The sequence below is a fragment of the Nonlabens sp. genome, from assembly GCF_039941875.1.
Classification (GTDB): domain Bacteria; phylum Bacteroidota; class Bacteroidia; order Flavobacteriales; family Flavobacteriaceae; genus Nonlabens.
This window is the reverse complement of the sequence record NZ_JBDVDQ010000016.1, coordinates 41,967-64,959: the sequence shown is the minus strand read 5'-3', so window position 1 is coordinate 64,959 and position 22,993 is coordinate 41,967. Positions and strand designations below refer to the sequence as shown.

General features: G+C 36.1%; 22 protein-coding genes. 18 read left to right on the top strand and 4 right to left on the bottom strand.

Annotated elements, in window-relative coordinates:
* Window positions 1-41: 41 nt before the first annotated feature.
* Complete coding sequence (locus ABJF08_RS10180) at window positions 42-1,820, bottom strand: glycoside hydrolase family 15 protein (RefSeq protein ID WP_348116055.1); 1,779 nt, start codon at window positions 1,818-1,820, stop codon at window positions 42-44.
* A gap of 86 nt (window positions 1,821-1,906) precedes the next feature.
* Here ABJF08_RS10180 and ABJF08_RS10175 point away from each other — a divergent pair, with 86 nt between their 5' ends.
* The 3 genes from ABJF08_RS10175 to ABJF08_RS10165 all read left to right on the top strand — a co-directional run bounded on the left by ABJF08_RS10175 (window position 1,907) and on the right by ABJF08_RS10165 (window position 6,894).
* On the top strand, window positions 1,907-4,117 hold the full coding sequence (locus tag ABJF08_RS10175) for a bifunctional alpha,alpha-trehalose-phosphate synthase (UDP-forming)/trehalose-phosphatase (RefSeq protein ID WP_348116054.1): 2,211 nt from the start codon (window positions 1,907-1,909) through the stop codon (window positions 4,115-4,117).
* 247 nt (window positions 4,118-4,364) lie between these two features.
* Complete coding sequence (locus ABJF08_RS10170; protein ID WP_348116053.1) at window positions 4,365-5,228, top strand: hydroxymethylglutaryl-CoA lyase; 864 nt, start codon at window positions 4,365-4,367, stop codon at window positions 5,226-5,228.
* 145 nt (window positions 5,229-5,373) lie between these two features.
* Complete coding sequence (locus ABJF08_RS10165; protein WP_348116052.1) at window positions 5,374-6,894, top strand: GH3 auxin-responsive promoter family protein; 1,521 nt, start codon at window positions 5,374-5,376, stop codon at window positions 6,892-6,894.
* Between the two features lie 142 nt (window positions 6,895-7,036).
* Here ABJF08_RS10165 and ABJF08_RS10160 read toward each other — a convergent pair whose 3' ends face one another.
* On the bottom strand, window positions 7,037-7,639 hold the full coding sequence (locus tag ABJF08_RS10160; RefSeq protein ID WP_348116051.1) for a hypothetical protein: 603 nt from the start codon (window positions 7,637-7,639) through the stop codon (window positions 7,037-7,039).
* Window positions 7,640-7,788: 149 nt separating this feature from the next.
* Here ABJF08_RS10160 and paaE point away from each other — a divergent pair, with 149 nt between their 5' ends.
* The 14 genes from paaE to ABJF08_RS10090 all read left to right on the top strand — a co-directional run bounded on the left by paaE (window position 7,789) and on the right by ABJF08_RS10090 (window position 18,431).
* A complete protein-coding gene (gene paaE / locus ABJF08_RS10155) occupies window positions 7,789-8,865 on the top strand; it encodes a 1,2-phenylacetyl-CoA epoxidase subunit PaaE (RefSeq protein WP_348116050.1) in 1,077 nt (358 codons plus the stop codon).
* Between the two features lie 142 nt (window positions 8,866-9,007).
* Window positions 9,008-9,961, top strand: coding sequence for a 1,2-phenylacetyl-CoA epoxidase subunit PaaA (paaA, locus tag ABJF08_RS10150; protein ID WP_348116049.1), 954 nt, complete (start codon window positions 9,008-9,010; stop codon window positions 9,959-9,961).
* A gap of 91 nt (window positions 9,962-10,052) precedes the next feature.
* Window positions 10,053-10,337, top strand: coding sequence for a 1,2-phenylacetyl-CoA epoxidase subunit PaaB (gene paaB / locus ABJF08_RS10145; protein WP_036581638.1), 285 nt, complete (start codon window positions 10,053-10,055; stop codon window positions 10,335-10,337).
* A gap of 41 nt (window positions 10,338-10,378) precedes the next feature.
* Window positions 10,379-10,732, top strand: coding sequence for a four helix bundle protein (locus tag ABJF08_RS10140; protein ID WP_348116048.1), 354 nt, complete (start codon window positions 10,379-10,381; stop codon window positions 10,730-10,732).
* A gap of 53 nt (window positions 10,733-10,785) precedes the next feature.
* Window positions 10,786-11,586 carry a 1,2-phenylacetyl-CoA epoxidase subunit PaaC gene (gene paaC, locus ABJF08_RS10135; RefSeq protein ID WP_348116046.1) on the top strand — a complete coding sequence of 267 codons (801 nt, stop codon included), beginning with the start codon at window positions 10,786-10,788 and terminating at the stop codon, window positions 11,584-11,586.
* 76 nt (window positions 11,587-11,662) lie between these two features.
* Window positions 11,663-12,022 carry a four helix bundle protein gene (locus ABJF08_RS10130; RefSeq protein ID WP_348116045.1) on the top strand — a complete coding sequence of 120 codons (360 nt, stop codon included), beginning with the start codon at window positions 11,663-11,665 and terminating at the stop codon, window positions 12,020-12,022.
* 48 nt (window positions 12,023-12,070) lie between these two features.
* Window positions 12,071-12,568 carry a 1,2-phenylacetyl-CoA epoxidase subunit PaaD gene (paaD, locus tag ABJF08_RS10125; protein WP_348116259.1) on the top strand — a complete coding sequence of 166 codons (498 nt, stop codon included), beginning with the start codon at window positions 12,071-12,073 and terminating at the stop codon, window positions 12,566-12,568.
* Between the two features lie 99 nt (window positions 12,569-12,667).
* Window positions 12,668-13,450: an enoyl-CoA hydratase-related protein gene (locus ABJF08_RS10120; protein WP_348116044.1), complete on the top strand. Its 783-nt coding sequence runs from the start codon at window positions 12,668-12,670 to the stop codon at window positions 13,448-13,450.
* 72 nt (window positions 13,451-13,522) lie between these two features.
* Window positions 13,523-13,882, top strand: a complete 360-nt coding sequence (locus ABJF08_RS10115) for a four helix bundle protein (RefSeq protein WP_348116043.1) — start codon at window positions 13,523-13,525, stop codon at window positions 13,880-13,882.
* 44 nt (window positions 13,883-13,926) lie between these two features.
* A complete protein-coding gene (locus ABJF08_RS10110) occupies window positions 13,927-15,120 on the top strand; it encodes a 3-hydroxyacyl-CoA dehydrogenase NAD-binding domain-containing protein (RefSeq protein ID WP_348116042.1) in 1,194 nt (397 codons plus the stop codon).
* Window positions 15,066-15,650, top strand: coding sequence for a DUF1697 domain-containing protein (locus tag ABJF08_RS10105; protein ID WP_348116041.1), 585 nt, complete (start codon window positions 15,066-15,068; stop codon window positions 15,648-15,650). Before ABJF08_RS10110 ends, ABJF08_RS10105 begins: the two co-directional genes overlap by 55 nt.
* 4 nt (window positions 15,651-15,654) lie before the next feature.
* Entirely contained in the window at window positions 15,655-16,062 is a 408-nt protein-coding gene (locus ABJF08_RS10100; protein WP_348116040.1) for a PaaI family thioesterase, read from the top strand.
* A complete protein-coding gene (locus ABJF08_RS10095) occupies window positions 16,062-17,180 on the top strand; it encodes a hypothetical protein (protein WP_348116039.1) in 1,119 nt (372 codons plus the stop codon). The genes ABJF08_RS10100 and ABJF08_RS10095 overlap by 1 nt, the downstream gene beginning before the upstream one ends.
* Before the next feature lie 39 nt (window positions 17,181-17,219).
* Window positions 17,220-18,431: an acetyl-CoA C-acyltransferase gene (locus tag ABJF08_RS10090; protein WP_348116038.1), complete on the top strand. Its 1,212-nt coding sequence runs from the start codon at window positions 17,220-17,222 to the stop codon at window positions 18,429-18,431.
* An 83-nt stretch (window positions 18,432-18,514) separates the two neighbouring features.
* Here the strand turns inward: ABJF08_RS10090 and ABJF08_RS10085 are convergent, their stop codons facing one another.
* Together ABJF08_RS10085 and ABJF08_RS10080 are read right to left on the bottom strand one after the other, a co-directional pair.
* Complete coding sequence (locus ABJF08_RS10085; RefSeq protein WP_348116036.1) at window positions 18,515-19,285, bottom strand: hypothetical protein; 771 nt, start codon at window positions 19,283-19,285, stop codon at window positions 18,515-18,517.
* A 35-nt stretch (window positions 19,286-19,320) separates the two neighbouring features.
* Window positions 19,321-20,121 (bottom strand): hypothetical protein, encoded by an 801-nt coding sequence (locus ABJF08_RS10080; protein ID WP_348116035.1) that lies wholly within the window; start codon window positions 20,119-20,121, stop codon window positions 19,321-19,323.
* Window positions 20,122-20,398: 277 nt separating this feature from the next.
* On the opposite strand from ABJF08_RS10080, the gene paaZ reads away from it, so the two are divergent.
* The gene (paaZ, locus tag ABJF08_RS10075; RefSeq protein ID WP_348116257.1) at window positions 20,399-22,939 is read left to right on the top strand and encodes a phenylacetic acid degradation bifunctional protein PaaZ; all 2,541 of its coding nucleotides are present in this window, start codon (window positions 20,399-20,401) and stop codon (window positions 22,937-22,939) included.
* Window positions 22,940-22,993 lie beyond the last annotated feature (54 nt).

Sequence of the window (22,993 nt, the reverse complement as noted above, 5' to 3'; positions counted from 1 at the left end):
TTAAATTGCTGATAAACTATTTTTTCAAGGCTATTTTTAGTCTAGTCATTTTTCAAGGTTTTTGAAAAGTTGATAGCCGTTTCTATAAGAGCAAGATGTGAGTAAGCTTGTGGGAAATTACCTAGGAGTCTTTTAGTTTCAAAATCAATATCTTCACTAAATAACCCCAAATGATTACTATAAGATAACAACTGGTCAAAATACATACGAGCTTTCTTAGTTTCCCCTATTTTATTAAGACTATCGATAAACCAAAATGAGCAAATAGTAAAGCTGGAAGAAGGCTCTCCAAAGTCATCTTGATTCTTATATCTATACATTAATCCATCTCGGCACAATTCTTTTTCTGTTGCTTGGACGGTACTTATAAAACGAGAATCTGTGGCTTTAATAAATCCATACTGTTCCATTAGTAATGTGGATGCATCTAAATCTTTTGAGCCATAAGATTGAGTATAAGCTTGTACTTCTTCACTCCAAGAATTTTGGTAAATGTCTTCATAGATTTCTGATCGTAGTTTTTTCCAGTCTTCTAAAGGTTCTTTACGACCTAATATCACACCTACTTTAATAGCCCTATCTATGGCTACCCAACAAAGTAATTTTGAAAAGGTAAAATGTCTATCTTCTGTACGCAATTCCCATATACCTTTGTCTGGTTCTTGCCAGTGTTCTTCTACTATTTTAGTGATTCCTTTGATAATGGTCCATAATTCTTCACGGTTTTCTAGAGTGGTTTCAAATTCTACGAACTGGCGGTAAATCACCTCCATTAAAATTCCATAAATATCATTTTGCTTCTGTATATAAGCAGCATTACCTATACGTACAGGCTTTGAATTCTTATAGCCATCAAGATGATCTAAGAAGCTTTCTGTCAGGTCACGCTCACCATTAATTCCATACATGATTTGAATTTTTTCATCCTTATCTGGTATAGTATCTATAACAAATTGTAAAAATTTACGTGCACTTAATGGGTGACCTAGATCTGCAATTACTTTAATTACCATGGATGCATCACGTATCCAACAAAAGCGGTAATCCCAGTTTCTTACCTCACCTATGGTTTCTGGCAAACTCGTTGTAGCCGCAGCAAGGACAGCACCAGATTTTTCGTATGAAAGCACCTTGAGTGTAAGAGCACTGCGTATAATTTCGTTTTGATATATAGGGTAACTAGTCGTTTTTTCACTCCAGTCCATCCAGTAAGTTTTAGTACGCTGGAATTTTAGATAACATCTATCTATGCTTTGTTGACTTAATTTTTCATGATAACTCACCAGTAAATAGGCGTTACTGGTTAGAGTTATAGTTTTCTGGTTGACAATATCCTCATAATTTAGATCACTATATAAGAACAAAGAATCATATTTACCGTCCTTAGTCTGGCTATAGATATATTCTTCCTCAATTGTGGTAAATACTTTACTAGAACCGTATTCTAGACGTGGATCATATTGAATAGAGAATTGTGGCTTTCCTTTTAAGAGTCTTATAAATCTTATAATATCTGGCGGCGTATAATAACTACCGTCTTTTTGCTGATAGCGCGGCATAAAATCAATTACTTGAAAGGCGTCGACACCATTATCATAAGTAGTACTTAAAATATTTGTTTGCCAAAGGTATTCTTGAGATATACGATAATCATCAGTTAATTTAAAACTAAGAGATCCACCCTTTTTATCATCTAATAATTTTGCAAATACAGATGCAGAATCAAATATGGGTAGGCAACACCAGTCAATGGATCCTTTCTCAGAAATTAGGGCTGCACTTTGACAGTTACCTATAATACCATAATTTAAATTATTCATAATAATCGTAAATTTTTCTTTGGAACAAACAGATTTTCTCGAAATTTAAGGATTAATCAATAATTCAAACTAAAGAATATATCTTTATGTTAAAAACCTTAATTGTTTCTAATAGATTACCCTTGCAATTACACATTGAAAATGGTAAAGTTTCCTCTTCTCCTAGCGTAGGCGGGCTAGCTACAGGGCTTAAATCTGTCCATAAAGAGAGTAATGGTATATGGATAGGATGGAATGGTCTTATACAGGAAGAGGTTGATTCCCAGCTGGAAGATGCTGTGGAAAAGGTGGTTAAGGAGCAGCAATGTGCCTCTGTAACATTGTCTCAAGATGACTTCGACGGTTTTTACTATGGATTTAGCAATCATACCATATGGCCCATGTTTCATTATTTTATGGAATACGCAAAATTTAGTAACGATTATTGGGAATCTTACAAAAGGGTAAACGAAAAATTTGCGCAAGTAGTATTAGAAAATCTTGAAGAAGGTGATACCGTTTGGGTACATGATTATCAGCTTATGTTATTGCCTCAACTTATAAAAGAAAAACGTCCTGATGTATCTGTCGGTTTCTTTTTACATATCCCATTTCCGTCGTTTGAAGTTTTTAGAACAATTCCATGGCGTGAGCAGATTTTAAATGGTCTTCTAGGTGCCGATCTTATAGGATTTCATACTTATGATTATGAGCGACATTTTTTAAGTTCGGTAAGTAGGATCTTGGGCTACCCCACTAGCTTTAACAGTATCACTCTGGCAGATCGTGTGGTGACGGTAGATTCTTTTCCTATGGGTATCGATTATGAAAAGTTTTCGTCTTTCGCGAAAGCGAATCAACAACAAACAGACACAACACAAAGTGAGCTACAGCGTAGGTTATACCACCATCAAGAAGAAACTCCTGAGGCTAAAATGATTCTTTCTATAGATCGATTGGATTATACAAAAGGTATAGCAAACCGTATCAAGGCTTATGAGCGTTTTCTAGAGAAATATCCTGAATACATCGAAAAAGTGAGACTAGTTATGCTAGCTGTTCCTAGTCGTTCAAACGTAAAGCAATATAAACGATTGAAAAAAGAAATAGACGAGCTAGTAGGGCGAATTAATGGAAAATTTGCCACAGTAAGCTGGACACCTATATGGTACTTTTATCGATCCATGCCTTTTACAAATTTAATAGATCTTTATACTTCTTGTGAGGTAGCACTTATAACACCTATACGAGACGGAATGAACTTAGTTGCTAAAGAATATGTTGCCTGTCGCACTGATCAGACAGGTGTATTAATTCTAAGTGAGATGGCAGGTGCCGCAAAGGAAATGAATGAGGCGTTACTCATTAATCCTAATGATATGGAATTGATTGCAAACACTATTAAGGAAGCTATAGAGATGCCTGTAAGTGAGCAGAAAAAGCGTAATAAATATATGCAAAGCCGCCTTAAACGCTATAATGTAGAGAAGTGGGCAGAAGATTTTATGAACAAGCTTAAATCAATTAAAAGAACCGAAGAGTTAGTAAAGACTAAATTGTTAAATTCTAATCGCAAGGAAAAAATATTACACCGGTATAAAGAATCTAAGAATAGAATCTTTTTTTTAGATTATGATGGGACATTAAGAGGATTTGTGAATGATCCTAATGAAGCATCTCCTGATGAGAAAATTTTAAACTTAGTACGTAGTTTAAATAATTTACCACGTACTGAAGTGGTCATCATAAGTGGCCGCGATGCAGATACTTTGGGAGAATGGTTTAAGGATATTCCGGTAGTTCTTATTGCTGAGCATGGGGTTCTTAAGAAAAATGTAATTGATAACAAATGGTTTCTAACTGAGGCCATGAATATAGATTGGTTTCCTACTATCGAACCTATTCTTCAAAAATATGTGGACCGTACTCCTGGGACATTCATTGAAAAAAAGAAATATTCTTTAGCATGGCACTACCGCAAAGCAGATCCTGATTTAGGTGAACAACGAGCAACAGAACTCTCTAATGTTATTAAAGAATTAAGTATTAACCGTGGCTTAAGTGTTCTTTATGGCAACAAAGTCATTGAAGTAAAAAGTATGAATGTTCATAAAGGTAAAGCAGCAACTAATCATATATTAAGTTCAGAAAAGGATTTTATATTTGCAATAGGAGATGACTGGACTGATGAATTTATGTTCCAAGATCTACCAGAAGATGCTGTTACTGTTAAAGTAGGACGTGTTAATTCTGCAGCACGATACTATATAGAAAAACAAGAAGATGTTGCCGATTTGTTGAGTTTATTTATATCTTAAAAAGGGTTGTTGTAATCAAATATGTGCTTTTGTGATATTTATGTGATGATTATTTTTCATATTTGAATTCTGATTAACAAACAGTGATAAGTTAGACTTGAATTTTATTAAAATATTTTAAAAGTAATTTTCCCCTTAAATTTTACTTTAATCTTAAAGCCTCTTTTTATAAGAGGCTTTTTGACTTTTAAATAAGGGGTAGAAATCATTTTCGCAAACCTTTGCGTAACCTTATATTTGCAGCCCAATGGAAAAGGTAAAAATCATAGAATGTCCGCGTGACGCAATGCAAGGAATTAAAGAAATGATTCCTACAGATTTGAAGGTGCAATACCTTCAGTCCTTATTGCGATGTGGTTTTGACACCATAGATTTTGGTAGTTTTGTTTCTCCAAAAGCAATACCACAACTAGTCGATACGGCTGAGGTTCTTTCAAAACTAGACCTTTCTAAAACAGAATCTAAATTGCTTGCTATTATTGCAAATCTACGTGGCGCAAAAGCAGCATGTGAACATCCAGAGATTCAATATTTGGGTTATCCATTCTCTATTTCAGAGAATTTCCAGATGCGTAATACTCATAAAACAATTGCACAAAGTGTGGAGTTGTTGCAAGAGGTTATTGATCTCGCACAAAAGCACGATAAAGAATTAGTAGTTTATATCTCGATGGGCTTTGGTAATCCTTATGGAGATCCATGGAATGTGGAGATAGTAGGAGAGTGGACAGAGAAATTATACAAGATGGGCGTTAAGATTTTATCGCTTTCTGATACCATAGGTAGTTCAGATCCTGAGACGATTACTTATTTGTTCTCTAACTTGATTCCTAAATATCCTGAAATAGAATTTGGTGCACATTTACATACCACACCTACTACGTGGTATGAAAAAGTAGACGCTGCTTATAAAGCTGGTTGTCGTCGTTTTGATGGTGCGATTCAAGGTTTTGGCGGTTGCCCTATGGCAAAGGATGAGCTTACAGGTAACATGCCTACAGAGAAAATGGTGAGTTATTTTAATGCTGTAAAAGCAGATTCTAATGTGAACGCGATGTCCTTTGAAAGCAGTTATAATGAGGCTACAAAGATCTTTACAAAGTATCATTAAAATTGAAGTGCTTTAAATGTTGCTATTTCTTGCTTAGTAGGTTCAGGTAATTCAATTTCCATTACTGTTTGTACATAAAATCTTACCACAATCTTAACCTAGAACTGAGGTGTAAAATATTATTTTTGGAATAAACTACTATTCCATGGCGCTTTTAGGTCCTATTATTAAGACAGCATTAAATTTTCACGAGACTATTACGGCGACGTCAGACCATGTCGCAGCGCAACGTAAGGTCTTAGAAAACTTATTAAAGACCGCAAAGAATACCTCCTTTGGTTTGTATTATGACTTTGATAGTATTCTAGAAGGAGATGATATGGAGCACGCTTTCGCGGAAGCGGTACCGTTTTACGACTATCATAAAATGGACGAGCAATGGTGGTCACACATGAAAGAAGGGAAACCCAATATTACATGGCCAGGAATCCCAAAATTTCTTGCAAGATCTAGTGGTACCACAGGTAAAAAATCTAAAACTATTCCAGTCACAGATGAGATGATTGCGGCCATAAAAGCTGCAGGAACCAGACAGGTAAGCGCATTGACTAATTTCAATTTGCCCACAGATGTATTTGAGAGTGAAGTCCTAGCACTAGGTAGTTCTACAGATTTGAGTGAAGAAAATGGGTTTACAATTGGTGAAATTAGTGGAATATCTGCGAGTAATATTCCAGAGTTTTTAGATTCATTTTACAGACCTGGAAAAGAAATATCTTCCATAGACGATTGGGATGAGCGAGTTCAAAGAATAGCAGAAGAAGCTAAAAATTGGGATATAGGTATGTTGAGTGGTATTCCATCATGGTTAGAAATGATGCTTAGAAAAGTAATGGATTATCACAAGGTAGATTCTATTCATGAAATATGGCCTAATCTGTCGGTTTATACTTCTGGAGGTGTAGCATTTGAACCTTATCGCTCGAGTTTTGAAAAATTATTTTCAAAGCCTGTACAGATAGTAGATACCTATCTGGCTAGTGAAGGTTTTATAGCCTGTCAACAACGTCCAGAATCTAGTTCTATGCAGTTGATTACCGATGGTGGTATTTATTTTGAATTTGTGCCTTTTCAACCAGAATACGTAGAGCAAGATGGTAGCATTTCTAATGATGCGCCAGTTCTAACCATGGCTGAGGTAGAACCAGAGGTCGATTATGCTTTAATCATATCGACAGTATCTGGTGCATGGCGTTACTTAATAGGTGATACAATAAAATTTACAGACGTAGAAAGAGCCGAAATTAAAATAACTGGTAGAACTAAGTTTTTCTTAAACGTAGTAGGTAGCCAATTATCTGTTCTGAAAATGGAAACGGCAATAACAGACCTACAAGAAAAATTCAATACCAGTATTAAAGAATTCACGGTCTCTGCAAAGAAAATCGATGGCGACTTTCAACACGTTTGGTATCTAGGTACAGAAACAGAAACTTCAGAAAAAGAACTTGCTGACGCGCTAGATCTGTCCTTACAAGAAGCTAATAAGAATTATAAAGTAGCCAGAACTAAAGCTTTAAAAGGTGTGCAAGTTCACAAAGTGCAACCAGAAACATTTGCAAAATGGAACGATCACAACAAGAAAAAAGGTGGTCAGGTAAAAATGGAAAAAGTAATGGACGAAGAGAAGTTTAAAGCTTGGGAAGAGTTTGTAAAAGGTCTTTAAGCTCAATTCCGTTGAAAAACAGAATCTCATCCTTAAATGCTTTACTTATTATATTTTATAAAATCAATCAACGTTAGAAGATGTAGTCAAGCCGTCGCAGGACGGCTTCGCTTAGTGTAGTTTCAATTGCTTAGTGAAAAATCTAATGACTATTCGGCTGCGGTGCCAGTTCTTCTTTACTTGGAGTTTCACCAGTTTCCCCATAGCGATTAATTAGCTCTAAAATCTCTTCAGGAGATAGGTAGAATTTGCGCATGTGCTTTTTATATTTCTCAGACAGGCTCGTGTGATTTAAAATGAACTCCTTTGTCTTTAGGATATATTCACCCATACCGTGACGCACTGCATAGTCGTCTGCGGCGCGTTCTACTTCTTGAATATGCGCATGTGAGTATAAATACTTTAATCCAAAGAAAATCATGTCTATGGTAGATCTAGACCGATAATCCATAACATGGCCTAGTTCATGACCCAACCATCCTGTAAGGACGTCGCTTGGAATTTCATTTATAGTAAAGATCTCATTTTCTACTTTAAATTCTTTACTTATTAAGATGATGTAACTGCGATTTTCTTTACTTCTAAAAATACTTTTATAAGTAGGTTGTGCTTGCATGAAATTTTTGCGCACCATATCATTGAACTTAAATTCTATTTCAGTATTCTTTAAAGCAGGATAAAAAGACATCGCTTTTTCTGCTTCTTTTAAAATAGAATCTGGTGCTGTGATATAAGGATACTTCATAAAAGCAATATACGAGATCACATTATTTATGGTCGTGAAAATCGCGTTAAAGGTTAATTAACGATACCATAAAAGACATACTTAAAAAAGGCACTTGCTTTCCAAACTAACAAGTGTTAGTTTTGTGTAAACTTAACGACCTAATATCTGTGAGCAATTTTCATAACATAACATTATCTCAAGTCTATAAAGAGACAGATGATACCACGGTAATCGCCTTTGACGTTCCACAAGAACTTAAAGAAGAATTTAACTATCGTCCAGGTCAGTTTTTGACCTTGCGCGCTATGATTAACGGTGAAGATTTGCGTCGCAGCTATTCTTTATGCAGCAGTCCGCTGGATGATGAGTGGAAAGTAGCCGTTAAAGAAATCTTCGAAGGTAAGTTTTCTAGCTATGTAAATCGCGAGTTAAAAACTGGCGATGTTTTACAAGTTTCAGCACCTAGTGGTGATTTTGGAATCGAAGTGTCAGAAGAGAATGATGCCAAAAACTATATCGCATTTGCCGCAGGTAGTGGAATTACTCCTATGTTGAGCATCATTAAAACACACCTTGCTAGCGAGCCTAATGCCAAATTCAAGTTATTCTATCTTAATAGAACTGTAAAATCAATTATCTTTAAAGAAGAGATAGAAGCGCTGAAAAATAAGTATTTAAGTCGTTTTGAAGTCTTTTATTTTTTAAGTCGTGAGCATAGAGATATTCCATTGTTTAATGGGCGTTTTGACCAAGAAAAATTACAAACGCTTACTAAGACTTTAATAAATGCACCGCATACAGATCACGCTTTTATTTGTGGTCCAGAAGAAATGATTTTCTTAATAAGAGATGAGTTAGTCGCTGCAGGAATGAAAAAAGAAAATGTTCATTTTGAATTGTTTGTAAGCGGATTAAGCGATGCCGATAAAGCCCGTGCCGCTGCAGCGTTAGAGAAAAAAGTAGATGGAGTAGATGTGACCATTATAGATGGTAGTAAAGAATTTCATTTTGTACTAGGTGAAGACTTTGATAACGTCCTAGATGGTGCTATAGGAGCTGGTGCAGATTTGCCTTATGCCTGTAAAGGTGGCGTTTGCAGTACTTGTAAATGTAAAGTGGTAGAAGGTAGCGTGGCCATGAAAGTGAACTATGCACTGACTGATGAAGAAGTAGAAAAGGGATTTGTGCTTAGTTGCGTAAGTGTACCAACGAGTAAGAAACTGGTTGTAGATTACGACGTCTAGAAAATGAAAAAAATATGTTGTTATATCGCTTTCGCGAAAGCGGAACCGCAACAAGTATATAGAAAGAAAAGTAAGTTCGCATCGCATGCGAACATGAACAAAGTATCAACGACGCATGCGATGCGTTAATAACATATAAACCATGAGTGAAGCAGAAATCAAAAATTTAGAAGCGCAATTTGATGCAAAAATTGCGAGAGATGAAAAGATTGAGCCTAAGGACTGGATGCCTGAGAAGTATCGTAAGACGCACATCAGACAAATATCCCAGCATGCCCATTCCGAAATAGTAGGGATGTTGCCAGAAGGTAACTGGATTACTCGTGCGCCGTCATTGCGACGCAAAGTAGCGCTACTGGCAAAGGTACAGGATGAGGCTGGACATGGACTCTATTTATACAGCGCTTGTGAAACTTTAGGTATTACTCGTGAGCAACTTTATGAAGATTTACATTCTGGTAAAGCAAAATATTCTTCGATTTTCAACTATCCTACGATGACTTGGGCAGACATGGGAGCGATAGGATGGCTAGTGGATGGTGCTGCGATTATTAATCAGGTGCCATTATGTAGTACCTCTTTTGGACCTTATGCCCGTGCGATGGTACGTGTTTGTAAAGAAGAAAGTTTTCACCAAAGACAAGGATATGAAATTATGTTATCCCTATGTAATGGTAGTGAAGAGCAAAAAGAAATGGCACAAGATGCATTAAATCGCTGGTGGTGGCCGTCATTAATGATGTTAGGTCCTACAGATGCGGCAAGTACGCATACAGAGCAATCCATGAAATGGAAGTTGAAGCGTAAGACCAACGATGAATTACGCCAGCAATTCATAGATCAAACAGTACCACAAGCAGAACTTTTAGGTCTTACTATTCCAGATGCAGATTTAAAATGGAATGATGAAAAGGGAAGTTATGATTTTGGTGAAATTGACTGGGACGAATTCTGGCAAGTAGTAAAAGGCCATGGACCTATGAATAAAAAACGTCTAGATGATAGACGTAATGCATGGAATAATGGCGCTTGGGTACGTGAAGCAGCCACTGCATATGCAGCTAAACAAAAAGATAGAAAACAACAAACTGCGTAAGCCGTATAGCTAGCTCGCTAGCAAGGGTGCATCGCATGTGCCCATTTTGAGTGTAGCGCATGCAATGCGCGCGAACTAAAAATGAAATAATATGAGTCAAGAAATTCCACTTTGGGAAGTTTTTATAAGATCTAAAAACGGATTAGAACACAGACACTGCGGTAGCCTGCATGCTGAAGATGCTGAAATGGCAATGAATAATGCGCGTGACGTTTATACACGTAGAAATGAAGGTGTCAGCATTTGGGTAGTAGAATCTAAAAATATAACAGCCAGTAGTCCAGAAGCAAGTGGCGAGTTATTTGAACCTGCAACAGATAAAGTTTACAGACATCCTACTTTTTATGAGTTGCCTGAAGAATTAAAACATATGTAATTCTTTAAGCATAAACTTAAGTTTAAGATCAAGTTTAAAATATGGATGGAAAGAAATATGATTTAGAGGATAGGTTAATCAAGTTTGCCGTAGATATGGTGAAAGTTTCACGTAAAGCGGACTGGACTGATTATGCTTCTCGTTATTATCAGCAACAAATCATTCGTTCTTCTGGATCTGTGGCATTAAACTTTGGTGAATTCTTAGGCGCAAGTAGTCAAAAAGACAAATTAAATAAGCTCAACATTGCTCATAAAGAGATAAAAGAATGTCGTAACAACCTTTTAATCCAAATAGGAGCAGAATTAAATGATAAAACTGAGCTTGAGCAATTATCGAAAGAGTCTTTAGAATTAATTAAAATTTTACGAGCAATAATCAAATCTAAGTCATAGAGTTAAATAAGGCTGAGTTAGGCTTTATCTTAAACTTCAACTTAAACTTTTATATGAAACCAATAAAAGAATTAAACCCACAATTCCTTGAATCAACAGAAAATAAAAAACACCTAATAGACTATCTACTGGGTGTGGCAGATAACTATTTGATTCTTGGTCAGCGTCTAGGAGAGCTGTGTGGTCACGGACCTAATCTAGAGCCAGATATTGCATTGACTAATATCTCACTAGATATGTTAGGGCAAGTGCGTAGCTTTTATCAGTATATCGCGCAATTGAAAGGTGATAAAACTACTGAAGATGATATCGCTTTTTTAAGAAAAGAACGTGAGTATAAGAATGTATTACTGGTAGAACAGCCTAATACAGATTTTGGATACGTGATTGTACGTCAGTTTTTCTTTGATGTATACAACAGAATGTTCTTAGGAGCATTACAACAAAGTGCAGACGAGACTTTAAGAGCTTTGGCCTTTAAAGGTATCAAAGAAGCGAGCTATCATGAGCGTTTTTCTGGAGATTGGTTAAAACGTTTAGGTGATGGAACTGAGGAAAGTAAAACACGTGTGCAACAAGCTGTAAACGATCTGTGGATTTATACAGATGAGTTGTTTCACACCACCAATGCAGATGATGCTATGATTGAAGCTGGTGTAGCACCAGATATGTTACAGTTAAAAGAATACTACTATGAAAAGGTAGGCGAATTACTTTCTACAGCAACTCTAGAAATTCCAGAAATTGAGTATTTCCAAAAAGGAGGAAAAGAAGGTTTACACAGTGAACACATGGGCTACATTCTTGCTGATATGCAATATATGCAGAGAACGTATCCTGACTCTAAGTGGTGATTTTTTGAACTTAGGTTTTTAAGAATATCAAATATCGATTACGGAATATTGAATAACGAATTAAAATATTGAATTTATGAAGTTTGATTTGGAAGGTAGATTAATTCAGTTTTCTGTCGATATTATTAAAGTTGCAGATCATTCAATGAATAATAGTTATGCAGCAAACCATTTATCTAAGCAATTAATAAGAAGCGCAACGGCAGCAGCATTAAATTATGGAGAAGCGCAAAGCGCAGAGTCTCACAAAGATTTTCTTCATAAAATGAAAATAGCCTTAAAGGAGTTGAGAGAATCGATGGTAAATCTCAAGATTCAAAAAGGGGCAGAACTCATTAAAAACATAGCAGATATAGATAAACTCATAGATGAGAATAATCAGTTTATTTCAATTTTTGTTGCCAGTATCAAAACTTCAAAAGCTAAAAATTCCTAAATCAAAATTTCGTTATTCATTATTCGTTAATCCTTGTTCGATATTCTAATGATCCAAAACTATAACATACCACAAGAGCTTCTGGATATTCTGGAATCTGTAAAAGATCCTGAAATACCTGTATTAAACGTGGTCGACCTTGGGGTAATCCGAGAAGTTATAGTTGAAGGAAAAGAAATTATCATAAAACTCACACCTACCTACAGCGGCTGTCCAGCGATGGATGTGATAGGTGATGATTTAGAACGTGCTTTCGCAGCTCATGGTTATTCTGTAACGACTCAATTAATTATGAGTCCGCCGTGGACTACAGACTGGATTACCGAGCGTGGTCGCAAAGCACTCGAAGAGTATGGAATCGCCGCTCCACTAGAAGAAACAGCAGATAAAGATGTGCTTCTCAATGAGAAGAAACTCGTGAAATGTACCAATTGTGGCTCAAAGAATACGAAGTTGGTTAGTCAGTTTGGTTCTACAGCCTGTAAAGCAATGTTTCAATGTGAGGATTGTCTGGAGCCATTTGATTACTTTAAGTGTTTGAAGTAATCTCGCTTTCGCGAAAGCGTAACAACCACTATCTTTATAATCAACTTAAAAAACAACAACCTTTTAATCAGATTAGGGTTGGAACAATAATAAAATAATATGTCAGATTCTATCCTATTACAAGTCGATAACGGCGTTGCAACTATAACTTTAAATAGACCACAAGTATTTAATTCCTTTAATCGCGAGATGGCATTTGCCATGCAGGACGCACTTGATCAATGTGCGGTAAAAGATGAGGTGAGAGCTGTAATGATTGTAGGAGAAGGAAAAGCATTTTGTGCTGGACAAGACATTCAAGAAATTACCGATCCAGAGTTGAATCCAGGTTTTAAAGCGATTCTAGACGATCATTATAATCCGATTGTGCTCAAAATTAGAGACCTAGCAAAACCGGTAGTTGCGGCTGTAAATGGTGTTGCCGCTGGTGCGGGAGCAAATATTGCTTTATGTTGCGATGTCGTAATCGCCACAGAAAGTGCTGCGTTTATACAAGCATTTTCTAAAATAGGGCTAATTCCTGATAGTGCAGGTACTTTCTTTTTACCTAGATTAATAGGTTTTGGAAAAGCAAGTGCTGCGATGATGCTTGCCGATAAAATTACAGCTCCAGAAGCTGACCAAATGGGAATGATTTATAAAGCCGTTTCTGATGCAGATTTTCTATCAACAGCTCAAAAAACAGCACAAAAATTAGCTGCATTACCTACAGTAGCTTTAGCTAATACTAAAAAAGCACTGAATCAATCATTTTACAATACGGTAGAAGAGCAACTAACGCTTGAGTCTAAACTACAAATAGAAAGCGCTTCTACAGAAGATTATGCCGAAGGTGTTGCTAGTTTTATGGAGAAACGTAAGCCTGTTTTTAAAGGAAAGTAAATAATTTATTAACGATTGGAGATTAACGATAAACGATTTCTGATTGATTGTTGTAGCTTTAATATTTAATTTATGAATCCTAACCAACTTGAAGATCGACTGATAAATTTTTCTATTGAAGTTATAAAAACTTGTCAGTTTGTCGACCAAAGTTTTGCATCTCAACATTTATCAAAACAATTAATAAGATCAGCAACATCAGTTGCTTTAAATTATGGAGAGGCAAGATCAGCAGAATCAAATCGTGACTTTTTAGATAAAATGAAAATTGCTTTAAAAGAGTTAAGAGAAACATTTGTCAATCTCAAAATCCAAAAAGGTGCTAAAACCATAACAAAGTTCGAAATGATCGATAAATTATTAGATGAAAACAACCAATTGATCTCCATCTTTGTCGTGAGTATAAAAACGAGTACTTCAAAATCACAGTAACTCGTTAATCAAAAATCGTTAATCTTAATTCGTTAATCAAAGAAATGCAAGATCAAGAATCAAAAATTAGTCGAGTAGGCGTCATAGGAGCAGGAACAATGGGTGGTGGAATTGCTCAAGTAGCTGCCACGGCTGGTTGTCAAGTAAAACTGTTTGATGTTAATCAAGCACAGTTAGAAAAAGCGCAAGCAGCTCTTGAAAAGATAATGAACCGACTTATTGAGAAAGGTAGAATAGATGCTGTTGAGAAAAACCGTATTCAATCTAATATTTCTTATGTAAATACAGTAAAAGATCTCGCAGATTCTGATCTGACTATAGAGGCGATCATTGAGAATCTAGATATTAAGAAAAAGGTTTTTCAAGAACTGGAATCTCACGTGTCTGACAACTGTATTATTGCATCCAACACTTCTAGTTTAAGTATAGCGAGTATTGCAGCATCACTCTATAAACCAGAGCGCTGTATAGGAATTCACTTTTTTAATCCAGCGCCGTTGATGAAACTCGTTGAGGTAATTCCTGCGGTACAAACTGACCAAAACGTTACAGATACTTGTGTGGCTACTATCGAGAATTGGAAAAAAGTAGTTGCCGTAGCAAAGGATACTCCAGGCTTTATAGTCAATCGTGTGGCGCGTCCATTTTACAGTGAATCGTTGCGTATTTATGAAGAAGGAATGGCGAGTTTTGCCACTATAGATTACGCTTTAAAAGGATTAGGTTTTAAAATGGGACCTTTTGAATTGATGGATTATATAGGTCACGATGTGAATTATGTAGTGACGGAAACTGTTTTTGCGGCCTTCTATTTTGACCCAAGATATAAGCCTGCGTTGACTCAGAAACGATTGATGGAAGCCGGCTGGCTGGGTCGTAAATCTGGACGAGGATTTTATGATTATGTAAATGTGGAAAGTGAGCACGCTTTCGCGAAAGCGGACCCAGAAAAATCTCCTGAACTCACTAAAGAAATACAAGATAGAGTTTTATTAATGATCATTAATGAAGCGGCTGATGCGTTATTTTTAAACATCGCAACGGCGCAAGGAATAGATAGCGCGATGACCAAAGGTGTAAATTACCCTAAAGGATTACTCGCCTGGGCAAACGAAAAAGGAATAGAATGGTGTGTAAACGGACTGGACGCCATGTATGATTTATACCGAGAAGATCGCTATAGATGCTCACCGATATTGCGCAAAATGAAAGCGGCAGGAACTCAATTCTCTCTATAATGACAAGGTATGTAGCACTATTGCGTGGCGTTAATGTTAGCGGGAAAAATAAACTTCCTATGGCGTTACTGCGCGATGCTTTAGATAAAACGTCCTTTTATGGAGTGACTACTTATATCCAGTCTGGTAATATTGTTTTTAATAGTGATTTAAAGTCTGCGCAATGTGCTGATATTATTAGTGAATTATTGAAATCAGAATTTGATTTAGTCGTTCCTGTTATGGTAAAGAAACAAGAAGTGATTTCTGACACTTTAAAAGTAAATCCTTTTAAAACGAGAACTATAGAGAACTTAAAATTTATGAGTTTCGGCTTTTTGAGTGAATGTCCTGTTCAAGAGAAAGTAACAGCTACGGAAGAATGTTCAAATGACGTGGAAACTTTTAAAATAATAGATGACGTTATTTATTTCTATTGTGGAGTAGGTTTTGGCAAGACTAAAATGACTAATGCTTGGTTTGAAAAGAAACTTGGTGTGACATCTACCATGAGAAATTATAACACAACTCTTAAATTGACAGAACTTTAAAAAGATGATAGACGGAAAAAAGATTCCAGCAAAAATGCTTTCACTTGATCCATATTCTACATGGTTAGGTATTGAGATCTTGTCTGTAGAAATAGGTTGTGTGAAGTTAGGTATGACCATAAGACCAGAAATGCTCAATAGTATGGGGAAAGCACATGGTGGCATTGCATACTCACTGGCAGATACTGCTTTTGGTTTTTCATCAAACACGCATGGTAAATTTGCCGTGTCCATAGAAACCAGCATCAATCATATAGAAGCATTAGAAGAAGGCGATTACATCACAGCAGAATGTACACTAGACAAAACCAAAACCAAAGTAGGTTTTAACATCGTTGAGGTAAAAAAAGATGATGAGCTTGTAGCGCTTTTTAAAGGTGTGGTTTATAGGACTAATAAGGATTGGGAATAATGAAGAAAGCTAAGAAGATTACTTATTTATTTGGAGCAGGAGCAAGTTATAATGCTGTACCTATTTTGAATTCTTTGTCCTATAAAATGTACAGTGTTGCTGATAAGTTAGAAAAAGAAGTCAATAGAGTTCAGAACTCAGGAAATGATATTATTGATTATTCGCCTTTTCGAACTATAGTTTCAGAATTTTGTAAAGATTTAAGATCATTGGCTGATAAAAGCAATGAATACGGTACTATTGATACGTATGCCAAAAAATTAGATTTGAATGAAGAAAAAGAGGAGCTTACAAAGTTGAAGTTTTTAGTGAGTATCTTCTTTACTATTTGGCAAGGTTATTTTTATAACAAAGAAGTCTTAAGAGGAAACGATTTTGACACAATTTTTTATTCAGATATAGATTCAAGATACAAAAGTTTAATATCAAATTATTTAATTAAAACGAAGGACTCTTTACCAGAACTTGATCCAAATATTAATTTTGTTAGTTGGAATTACGATCATCAATTAGAGAGCGCTTTTTCGCTATTTTTCAAGAATAAATTAAACCTAACAGAAATAAATGAACAAATAAAATTCTTACCTGATAGTGAAAATGTTTATGCTGAAAATAGAATTCTTCATCTGAATGGAATTTCCAACTTTTGGATAGATGATAATAAAGATTTAAAAAGAATTTTTCAAAATAATGATGAATTAGAGATTGAATCAATTATTCAACGTATCTCTGAGCTATATAAACCTTCTAATTTTGGTAAGAGCGAAAGTCTAATAAACTATGCGTGGGATAACAATGATTCTAAAATAGAGGAGGCAAAACGGATATTTAATGAGACAGATATTCTTGTCATCATTGGATATTCCTTTCCAACTTTTAATAGAGCCATTGATTCACGTTTATTAAGTGGAAAAAGTAATAGTTTTGATAAAATTATTTATCAAGATCCTAATGCAAGTAAGGAATTGTTAGAGTTGTTTAATATTCAATTCAGGAATAAAGTAGGAAATCTTGTAAATGAAAATGGACAATTACAGTTTAAAAAGGAAACGGAACAGTTTTTTATTCCACCAGAGTATTTTCCTCAAGGAGAAAAGGTATTTATTTCTTCTGTATGATAAACTAAAGAATCAAATTGACTAATCAATAAAAACAAAATGAAAAACACATATATAATAGACGGTGTTCGCACACCGATAGGAAACTACAAAGGAACATTATCTACCATAAGACCAGATGATCTTGCGGCACATGTTATAAAAACCGTAGTAGAAAGAAACCCTAATATTCCAACAGATGCTTATGCAGATGTGATAATGGGTTGTGCAAATCAGGCTGGAGAAGATAATCGTAATGTCGCTCGTATGGCAGGATTGCTTGCTGGGTTACCAGTTACAGTTCCAGGAGAAACGGTAAACAGATTATGTAGTTCTGGTTTAAGTGCCATAGTTCACGCTCATAGAGCAATACAAACCGGTGATGGAGATGTGTTTATATCTGGAGGAGTAGAGAACATGACTCGTGGACCACTGGTAATTGCAAAACCTAGTAGTGCGTTTGGTACAGATTCTAAAATGTATGATTCTAGTTTTGGATGGAGATTTGTTAACCATAAAATGGCAGAGATGTATGGTGTAGACGGAATGGGAAACACTGCAGAGAATCTAGTAGAGAAATTTACGATCTCTCGAGAAGATCAAGACGCCTTTGCAGCATGGTCCCAACAAAAAGCCACAACAGCTCGACAATCAGGAAGACTTGCTAAGGAAATTGTTGCTGTAGAAATACCACAACGTAAAAAAGATCCAATTATCTTTAAAGATGATGAGTTCATCAAACCAACTACTACAAGAGAAGTTCTAGCAAAACTGCGTCCAGCCTTTAAGAAAGAAGGTGGATCTGTAACTGCAGGGAATTCCAGCGGTTTGAATGATGGTGCTGCAGCAACAATTATTGCAAGTGAAGATGCTGTAAAGAAATACAACTTAAAGCCTATAGCGAGAGTGGTAAGTAGTGCGGTGGTAGGTGTAGAGCCGCGCATAATGGGAATAGGTCCAGTTACGGCTAGTAATAAAGCCCTAGAAAAAGCAGGTCTAACTTTAGAAGATATGGACGTGATAGAACTTAATGAGGCATTTGCATCGCAAGCACTAGCTTGCACAAGAGCATGGGGACTTGCAGATGATGATGCTCGTGTAAATCCTAATGGTGGATCTATCGCGATAGGTCATCCACTGGGTGTTACTGGAACTCGACTTGCTTATAGTGCCGCTTTAGAACTTCAATTGACTAATAAGAAGTATGCCTTAATAACTATGTGTGTAGGAGTAGGGCAAGGTTATGCGATGGTGATTGAGAATGTTAGTTAATCAAAATACGATTTCTTATTTTAAAAGTAAAGCCTCTAAATCCATTAAGATTTAGAGGCTTTTTTTTAAGAGGTTAAGATCAATTAGTTAAGACGTTCTATAAAAATAGAAGAGGTGTTATCACTTCTCAAATAGACATTACCATTGTCTTGTGTTCTATTTACATAGACAGTTACTTGATCATTAATACTAAGGTCTACTATTTCTGTAAATGAGATGCTACTATAGTCAGGAGTAGTATTATTAGGTGAGATCATTTCTTGACTACGGTATATACCACCTGTATTATTACCATTTACTCTTAACCTTCCTTCTATAGCAAGCAATCTCTGATTTGTATTGTTAGAAATACCTTCTAGTGATAAATTGACAATGATTTTATACCTGCCAGTTTCTCCTATAGTTACTGTACTGTTGCCAGGTGTTGAGGTAGGTACTTGATATACCACCGCATTATCATTGAAATAAGTCGCGCCAGCTATTTGTACATAAACGCCTCCATTGTTCAAATTATGAGAAGAGTTGCCTGATATTCCGTTGGTAAATTTGGCCATTCCTCCTATAGTACCAAAAATAGGTTGCCATCTGTTATCTTTTAAAAAGTAATATCCCGCTCCTGTGCTAGTATTAGTGTTGTAAACTATGGTACCATCTTGAGAGCCAGTAGGTAATGGAGCTACTGTATTGAGATCTTGAATATCTACTTTAGGGAATAATACACCACTTGTACCTGTAGAGTCTTCCATATGTAAAATGGTTCCAGGTGCAGGTGTGCTCGTTCCTATAGCTACTTGAGCCTGAAGGTAGCTCAAAGCAAATAGTGAGAAGAATAAGGTTAGTAATACAGATTTCATTTTTAGGAGTGTTTAAAAAGAGGTGGTTGTATAGGTTATCTTAGTTTTTCAATGATAAAAGCAGATTGATGAGAAGCACGCTGGTATACTGCAGATGTGCCTTCTGCTTTTATACAATTTATAGCTAATGTATCTCCTTGGTGTAATTCAATAACCTCAGTAAAATTTAAGGTACCATCATCATCACCAGTTCCGTTTTTATCCATTTCCGTACTTCTATGAGTTCCTCCATCATAAGTTATAGAGTTAGAAGAATCTGTTATTTTAAATCTAGCAAGTATAGCAGTAGAACCTACAGAAATATTAGAGTCATCCTGTTCTAAACTTATAAAAACAGATATTCTGTATCTACCATCTTTATTTATTTGTACACTATTTACACGGTTATTTGCATCTGTAATAGGAACAAACAATGCATTAGATTCATTAAAAACAGTACGATCCATTAATTCGACATCCACGCCACCAGTGGTAATATCCTTACTCAGGCTCACTTCAGGGATGTTTTCTACGGCTTTTGCATGTTCAAATTTTGCAGCTCTTTTTTCAAATAATTGATTGGGTGCCCATAAAAAGCCATTCCAATAAAAGAAGCCTTCTCCTGTAAAAGCATTTGTATTATAAACCATTGTTCCTATTTCAGTATTTATAGGTAATGGTGATACAGTGTTTAAATCAATGATGTTTACATAGGCAAACTTCACCCCTTTATTACCAGTTGAATCATCAATATGTAGGGTGGTTCCTACTGACGGATTTATGGTTCCTATTCCTACTTGAGCATTCATGTTTAACATGGCTAAGAGTATAGTTATGAGTGTTATATGATATTTCAATTTGAAGTTTGTAAAATTTTGGAAGATCGAAATTAATGAATAATACAGTTTCAAAAATGCAGTTATTAGAAAAGCTTAAATCTTTTCTACCAGTAGTTATTTTTTACGGATAAAATGCGGTAAAACTACTTATCAAATCTTTTATTCTCCTTAATTTTATAAAGGCTTTATCTACTTTAACTAACAAGTGTTAGTCTATTCGGTTGCTTTTTGTATTTTCGTAGGCATATAAGTGTTACGCTTTCGCGAAAGCGAGGTCACAACCATCTATTAAGAAATTATGATTCTAGAAAGTTACATCAATGGCCAGTGGATCGCTGGTGAGGAAAAATCTACACGTAATATGTATGACGCCATTACTGGTGACATCATAGGTCTTACAAGTACGGAAGGTTTAGATATCGCTAGTGCGTTACAATATGGTCGTGACCACGGTAAAGTGTTGAGAGATATGACGTTTCAGCAACGTGGTAACATGATTAAAAAATTAGCACTTTATCTCAATAAAAGAAAAAAAGCGTTTTACGAGATCAGTTACAAAACAGGTGCGACTAGAGCAGATAGTTGGGTAGATATAGAGGGTGGTTTTGGAAATCTATTTGCAAATGCTAGTTTGAGAAAACTCTTTCCAGATCAATCCTATGCGGTGGAAGGTGATCCTATTGATTTATCGCGTGGTGGTCGATTTATGGCACATCACATTCTAGTACCTCGCAAAGGTGTCGCCGTGCATATTAATGCATTTAATTTTCCTGTTTGGGGAATGTTAGAAAAATGTGCTGTAAACTGGATGGCTGGTATGCCAGCAGTAGTATTACCAGCGCCGCAAACAGCGTTTTTAACTGAAGCTGTAGTACGCGAGATTATCAATTCAGGAATTTTACCAGAAGGATCTTTACAACTCTTAAGTGGACTTACCACAAGTATTCTAGATACGGTAAATTCGCAAGACGTGGTGACCTTTACAGGTAGTGCGCATACAGGTAGGAAATTAAAAGCACATCCACGATTATTAGAAGAATCAGTTCCATTCACGATGGAAGCAGATTCATTAAATTCTTCTGTTTTAGGACCAGACGCTGTTCCTGGAACTCCAGAATTTGACATATTTGTAAAAGAAGTACGTAAAGAGATGACCTCTAAAGCTGGACAAAAATGTACTGCTATTAGAAGAATTCTTGTCCCAGAAAACTTAATGGAGGACGTGCAAATCGCATTAGGGAAACAACTTTCTAAAACAGTGATAGGAGATCCATTATTAAGAGAAACTCGTATGGGTGCTCTTATTAATAACGATCAAAGAGAAACTACTAAATCACAAATCTCAAAAATTGCTCAGACCGCACAAATGGTTTATGGTAACTTAGATGAGGTAGAGATTTTAGGAGATCGCGCGCAAAAAGGAGCGTTTATGTCTCCTATTTTAATGCGAGAAGATCAACCGTTTAAAAATACCGCGGCTCATGAAGTAGAATGTTTTGGTCCTGTGAGTACGTTGATGCCTTATAAAAATCTAGATGAGGCAATTGAATTGGCTCACATGGGAAAAGGCTCGTTGGTGAGCAGTGTAGTTACTAGTGATGACGCTTTCGCGAAAGCGTACACCATAAACGCAGCATCGTCACATGGTAGAATATTGACTTTAAATAGAGATAGTGCACCACAATCCACAGGACATGGCTCTCCATTACCACTGTTAGTGCATGGTGGACCAGGACGTGCTGGTGGTGGTGAAGAAATGGGTGGACTGCGAGGCATTAAACATTACATGCAGCGTTGTGCAGTTCAGGGAAGTCCAACTTCGTTAACTGAAATCACCGGAATATATCAGCCTAATGGTGCTTATAAAAAAGCAGAGAATCATCCATTCTCATACCATTATGAAGATATAAAACCAGGAATGAGCCTAGAGACTCATAAAAGAACACTGACTGATAATGATATCCAGAATTTTGCAAACTTGACTTGGGATCATTTCTATGCACATACAGATATTACTAGTTTAGATGGTAGTATTTTTAAGAAACGTACCGCGCACGGTTACTTTATAATCAGTGCCGCAGCAGGACTTTTTGTATATCCTAATAAAGGGCCTGTAAGTGCCAATTATGGTCTAGAAGACATCCGTTTCTTGAGACCTTTGTATCATAATGATACGATTTATGTACGATTAACTTGTAAAGAAAAAAGAGAAAGAGACGTCGCTGGTCGTGAGCATCCATCTGGAATTGTAAAATGGTATGTAGAGGTTTTTGATGCAGAGCCAGTAGATTATGAAAATGGTAAGATAGATGAAGAGGCTGAGGCGTTAGTTTGTGTAGCCACTATCTTAACTATGGTAGAGAAAAAGCAAACTGTTTTTCCAGAAATTACAGAGAGTTATATCAAGTCCGCTTTCGCTGAAATGAGTGCTGATTCAAAACCTCAATGGGGTACAATGACACCGCAGCATATGGTAGAACACTTAGAGATGAGTTACCGTATCGCAAGTGGAGAGATTCAAGATTTTGAAGTTGCTACCCCAGATGAATATCTAGAAAAAATAGCAGCGACTTTGTGGAATTATGATAAAATGCCACAAAATCACAAAATGCCATTAATGAAAGATGGCGAACTAGAAGACCTGAAACATGAAGATTTAGAAACGGCAAAATCTAAAATGCTAGAAGCTAGAAATGAATATCTAGACTTCTATAAAAAGAATCCAAAAGCAACTACGAAGAATGCTGTTTTTGGGGAATTGAGTAAGTATGAATGGTGCTTGTTGGAAAGGAAACATGTATATCACCATCTAAGTCAGTTTGGGCTGATTGACTAATCTTAGCCGTTATAGATCGGATTGACCTTAAGAATGTCAAGCCGTCGCAGGACG

Excerpts from the sequence above, each read along its gene's own strand:
- ABJF08_RS10180 (WP_348116055.1), bottom strand. The coding sequence starts at position 1,820 with ATGAATAATTTAAATTATGGTATTATAGGTAACTGTCAAAGTGCAGCC.
- ABJF08_RS10175 (WP_348116054.1), top strand. The coding sequence starts at position 1,907 with ATGTTAAAAACCTTAATTGTTTCTAATAGATTACCCTTGCAATTACAC.
- ABJF08_RS10170 (WP_348116053.1), top strand. The coding sequence starts at position 4,365 with ATGGAAAAGGTAAAAATCATAGAATGTCCGCGTGACGCAATGCAAGGA.
- ABJF08_RS10165 (WP_348116052.1), top strand. The coding sequence starts at position 5,374 with ATGGCGCTTTTAGGTCCTATTATTAAGACAGCATTAAATTTTCACGAG.
- ABJF08_RS10160 (WP_348116051.1), bottom strand. The coding sequence starts at position 7,639 with ATGAAGTATCCTTATATCACAGCACCAGATTCTATTTTAAAAGAAGCA.
- paaA (WP_348116049.1), top strand. The coding sequence starts at position 9,008 with ATGAGTGAAGCAGAAATCAAAAATTTAGAAGCGCAATTTGATGCAAAA.
- paaB (WP_036581638.1), top strand. The coding sequence starts at position 10,053 with ATGAGTCAAGAAATTCCACTTTGGGAAGTTTTTATAAGATCTAAAAAC.
- ABJF08_RS10140 (WP_348116048.1), top strand. The coding sequence starts at position 10,379 with ATGGATGGAAAGAAATATGATTTAGAGGATAGGTTAATCAAGTTTGCC.
- paaC (WP_348116046.1), top strand. The coding sequence starts at position 10,786 with ATGAAACCAATAAAAGAATTAAACCCACAATTCCTTGAATCAACAGAA.
- ABJF08_RS10130 (WP_348116045.1), top strand. The coding sequence starts at position 11,663 with ATGAAGTTTGATTTGGAAGGTAGATTAATTCAGTTTTCTGTCGATATT.
- paaD (WP_348116259.1), top strand. The coding sequence starts at position 12,071 with ATGATCCAAAACTATAACATACCACAAGAGCTTCTGGATATTCTGGAA.
- ABJF08_RS10120 (WP_348116044.1), top strand. The coding sequence starts at position 12,668 with ATGTCAGATTCTATCCTATTACAAGTCGATAACGGCGTTGCAACTATA.
- ABJF08_RS10115 (WP_348116043.1), top strand. The coding sequence starts at position 13,523 with ATGAATCCTAACCAACTTGAAGATCGACTGATAAATTTTTCTATTGAA.
- ABJF08_RS10110 (WP_348116042.1), top strand. The coding sequence starts at position 13,927 with ATGCAAGATCAAGAATCAAAAATTAGTCGAGTAGGCGTCATAGGAGCA.
- ABJF08_RS10105 (WP_348116041.1), top strand. The coding sequence starts at position 15,066 with ATGCTCACCGATATTGCGCAAAATGAAAGCGGCAGGAACTCAATTCTC.
- ABJF08_RS10100 (WP_348116040.1), top strand. The coding sequence starts at position 15,655 with ATGATAGACGGAAAAAAGATTCCAGCAAAAATGCTTTCACTTGATCCA.
- ABJF08_RS10095 (WP_348116039.1), top strand. The coding sequence starts at position 16,062 with ATGAAGAAAGCTAAGAAGATTACTTATTTATTTGGAGCAGGAGCAAGT.
- ABJF08_RS10090 (WP_348116038.1), top strand. The coding sequence starts at position 17,220 with ATGAAAAACACATATATAATAGACGGTGTTCGCACACCGATAGGAAAC.
- ABJF08_RS10085 (WP_348116036.1), bottom strand. The coding sequence starts at position 19,285 with ATGAAATCTGTATTACTAACCTTATTCTTCTCACTATTTGCTTTGAGC.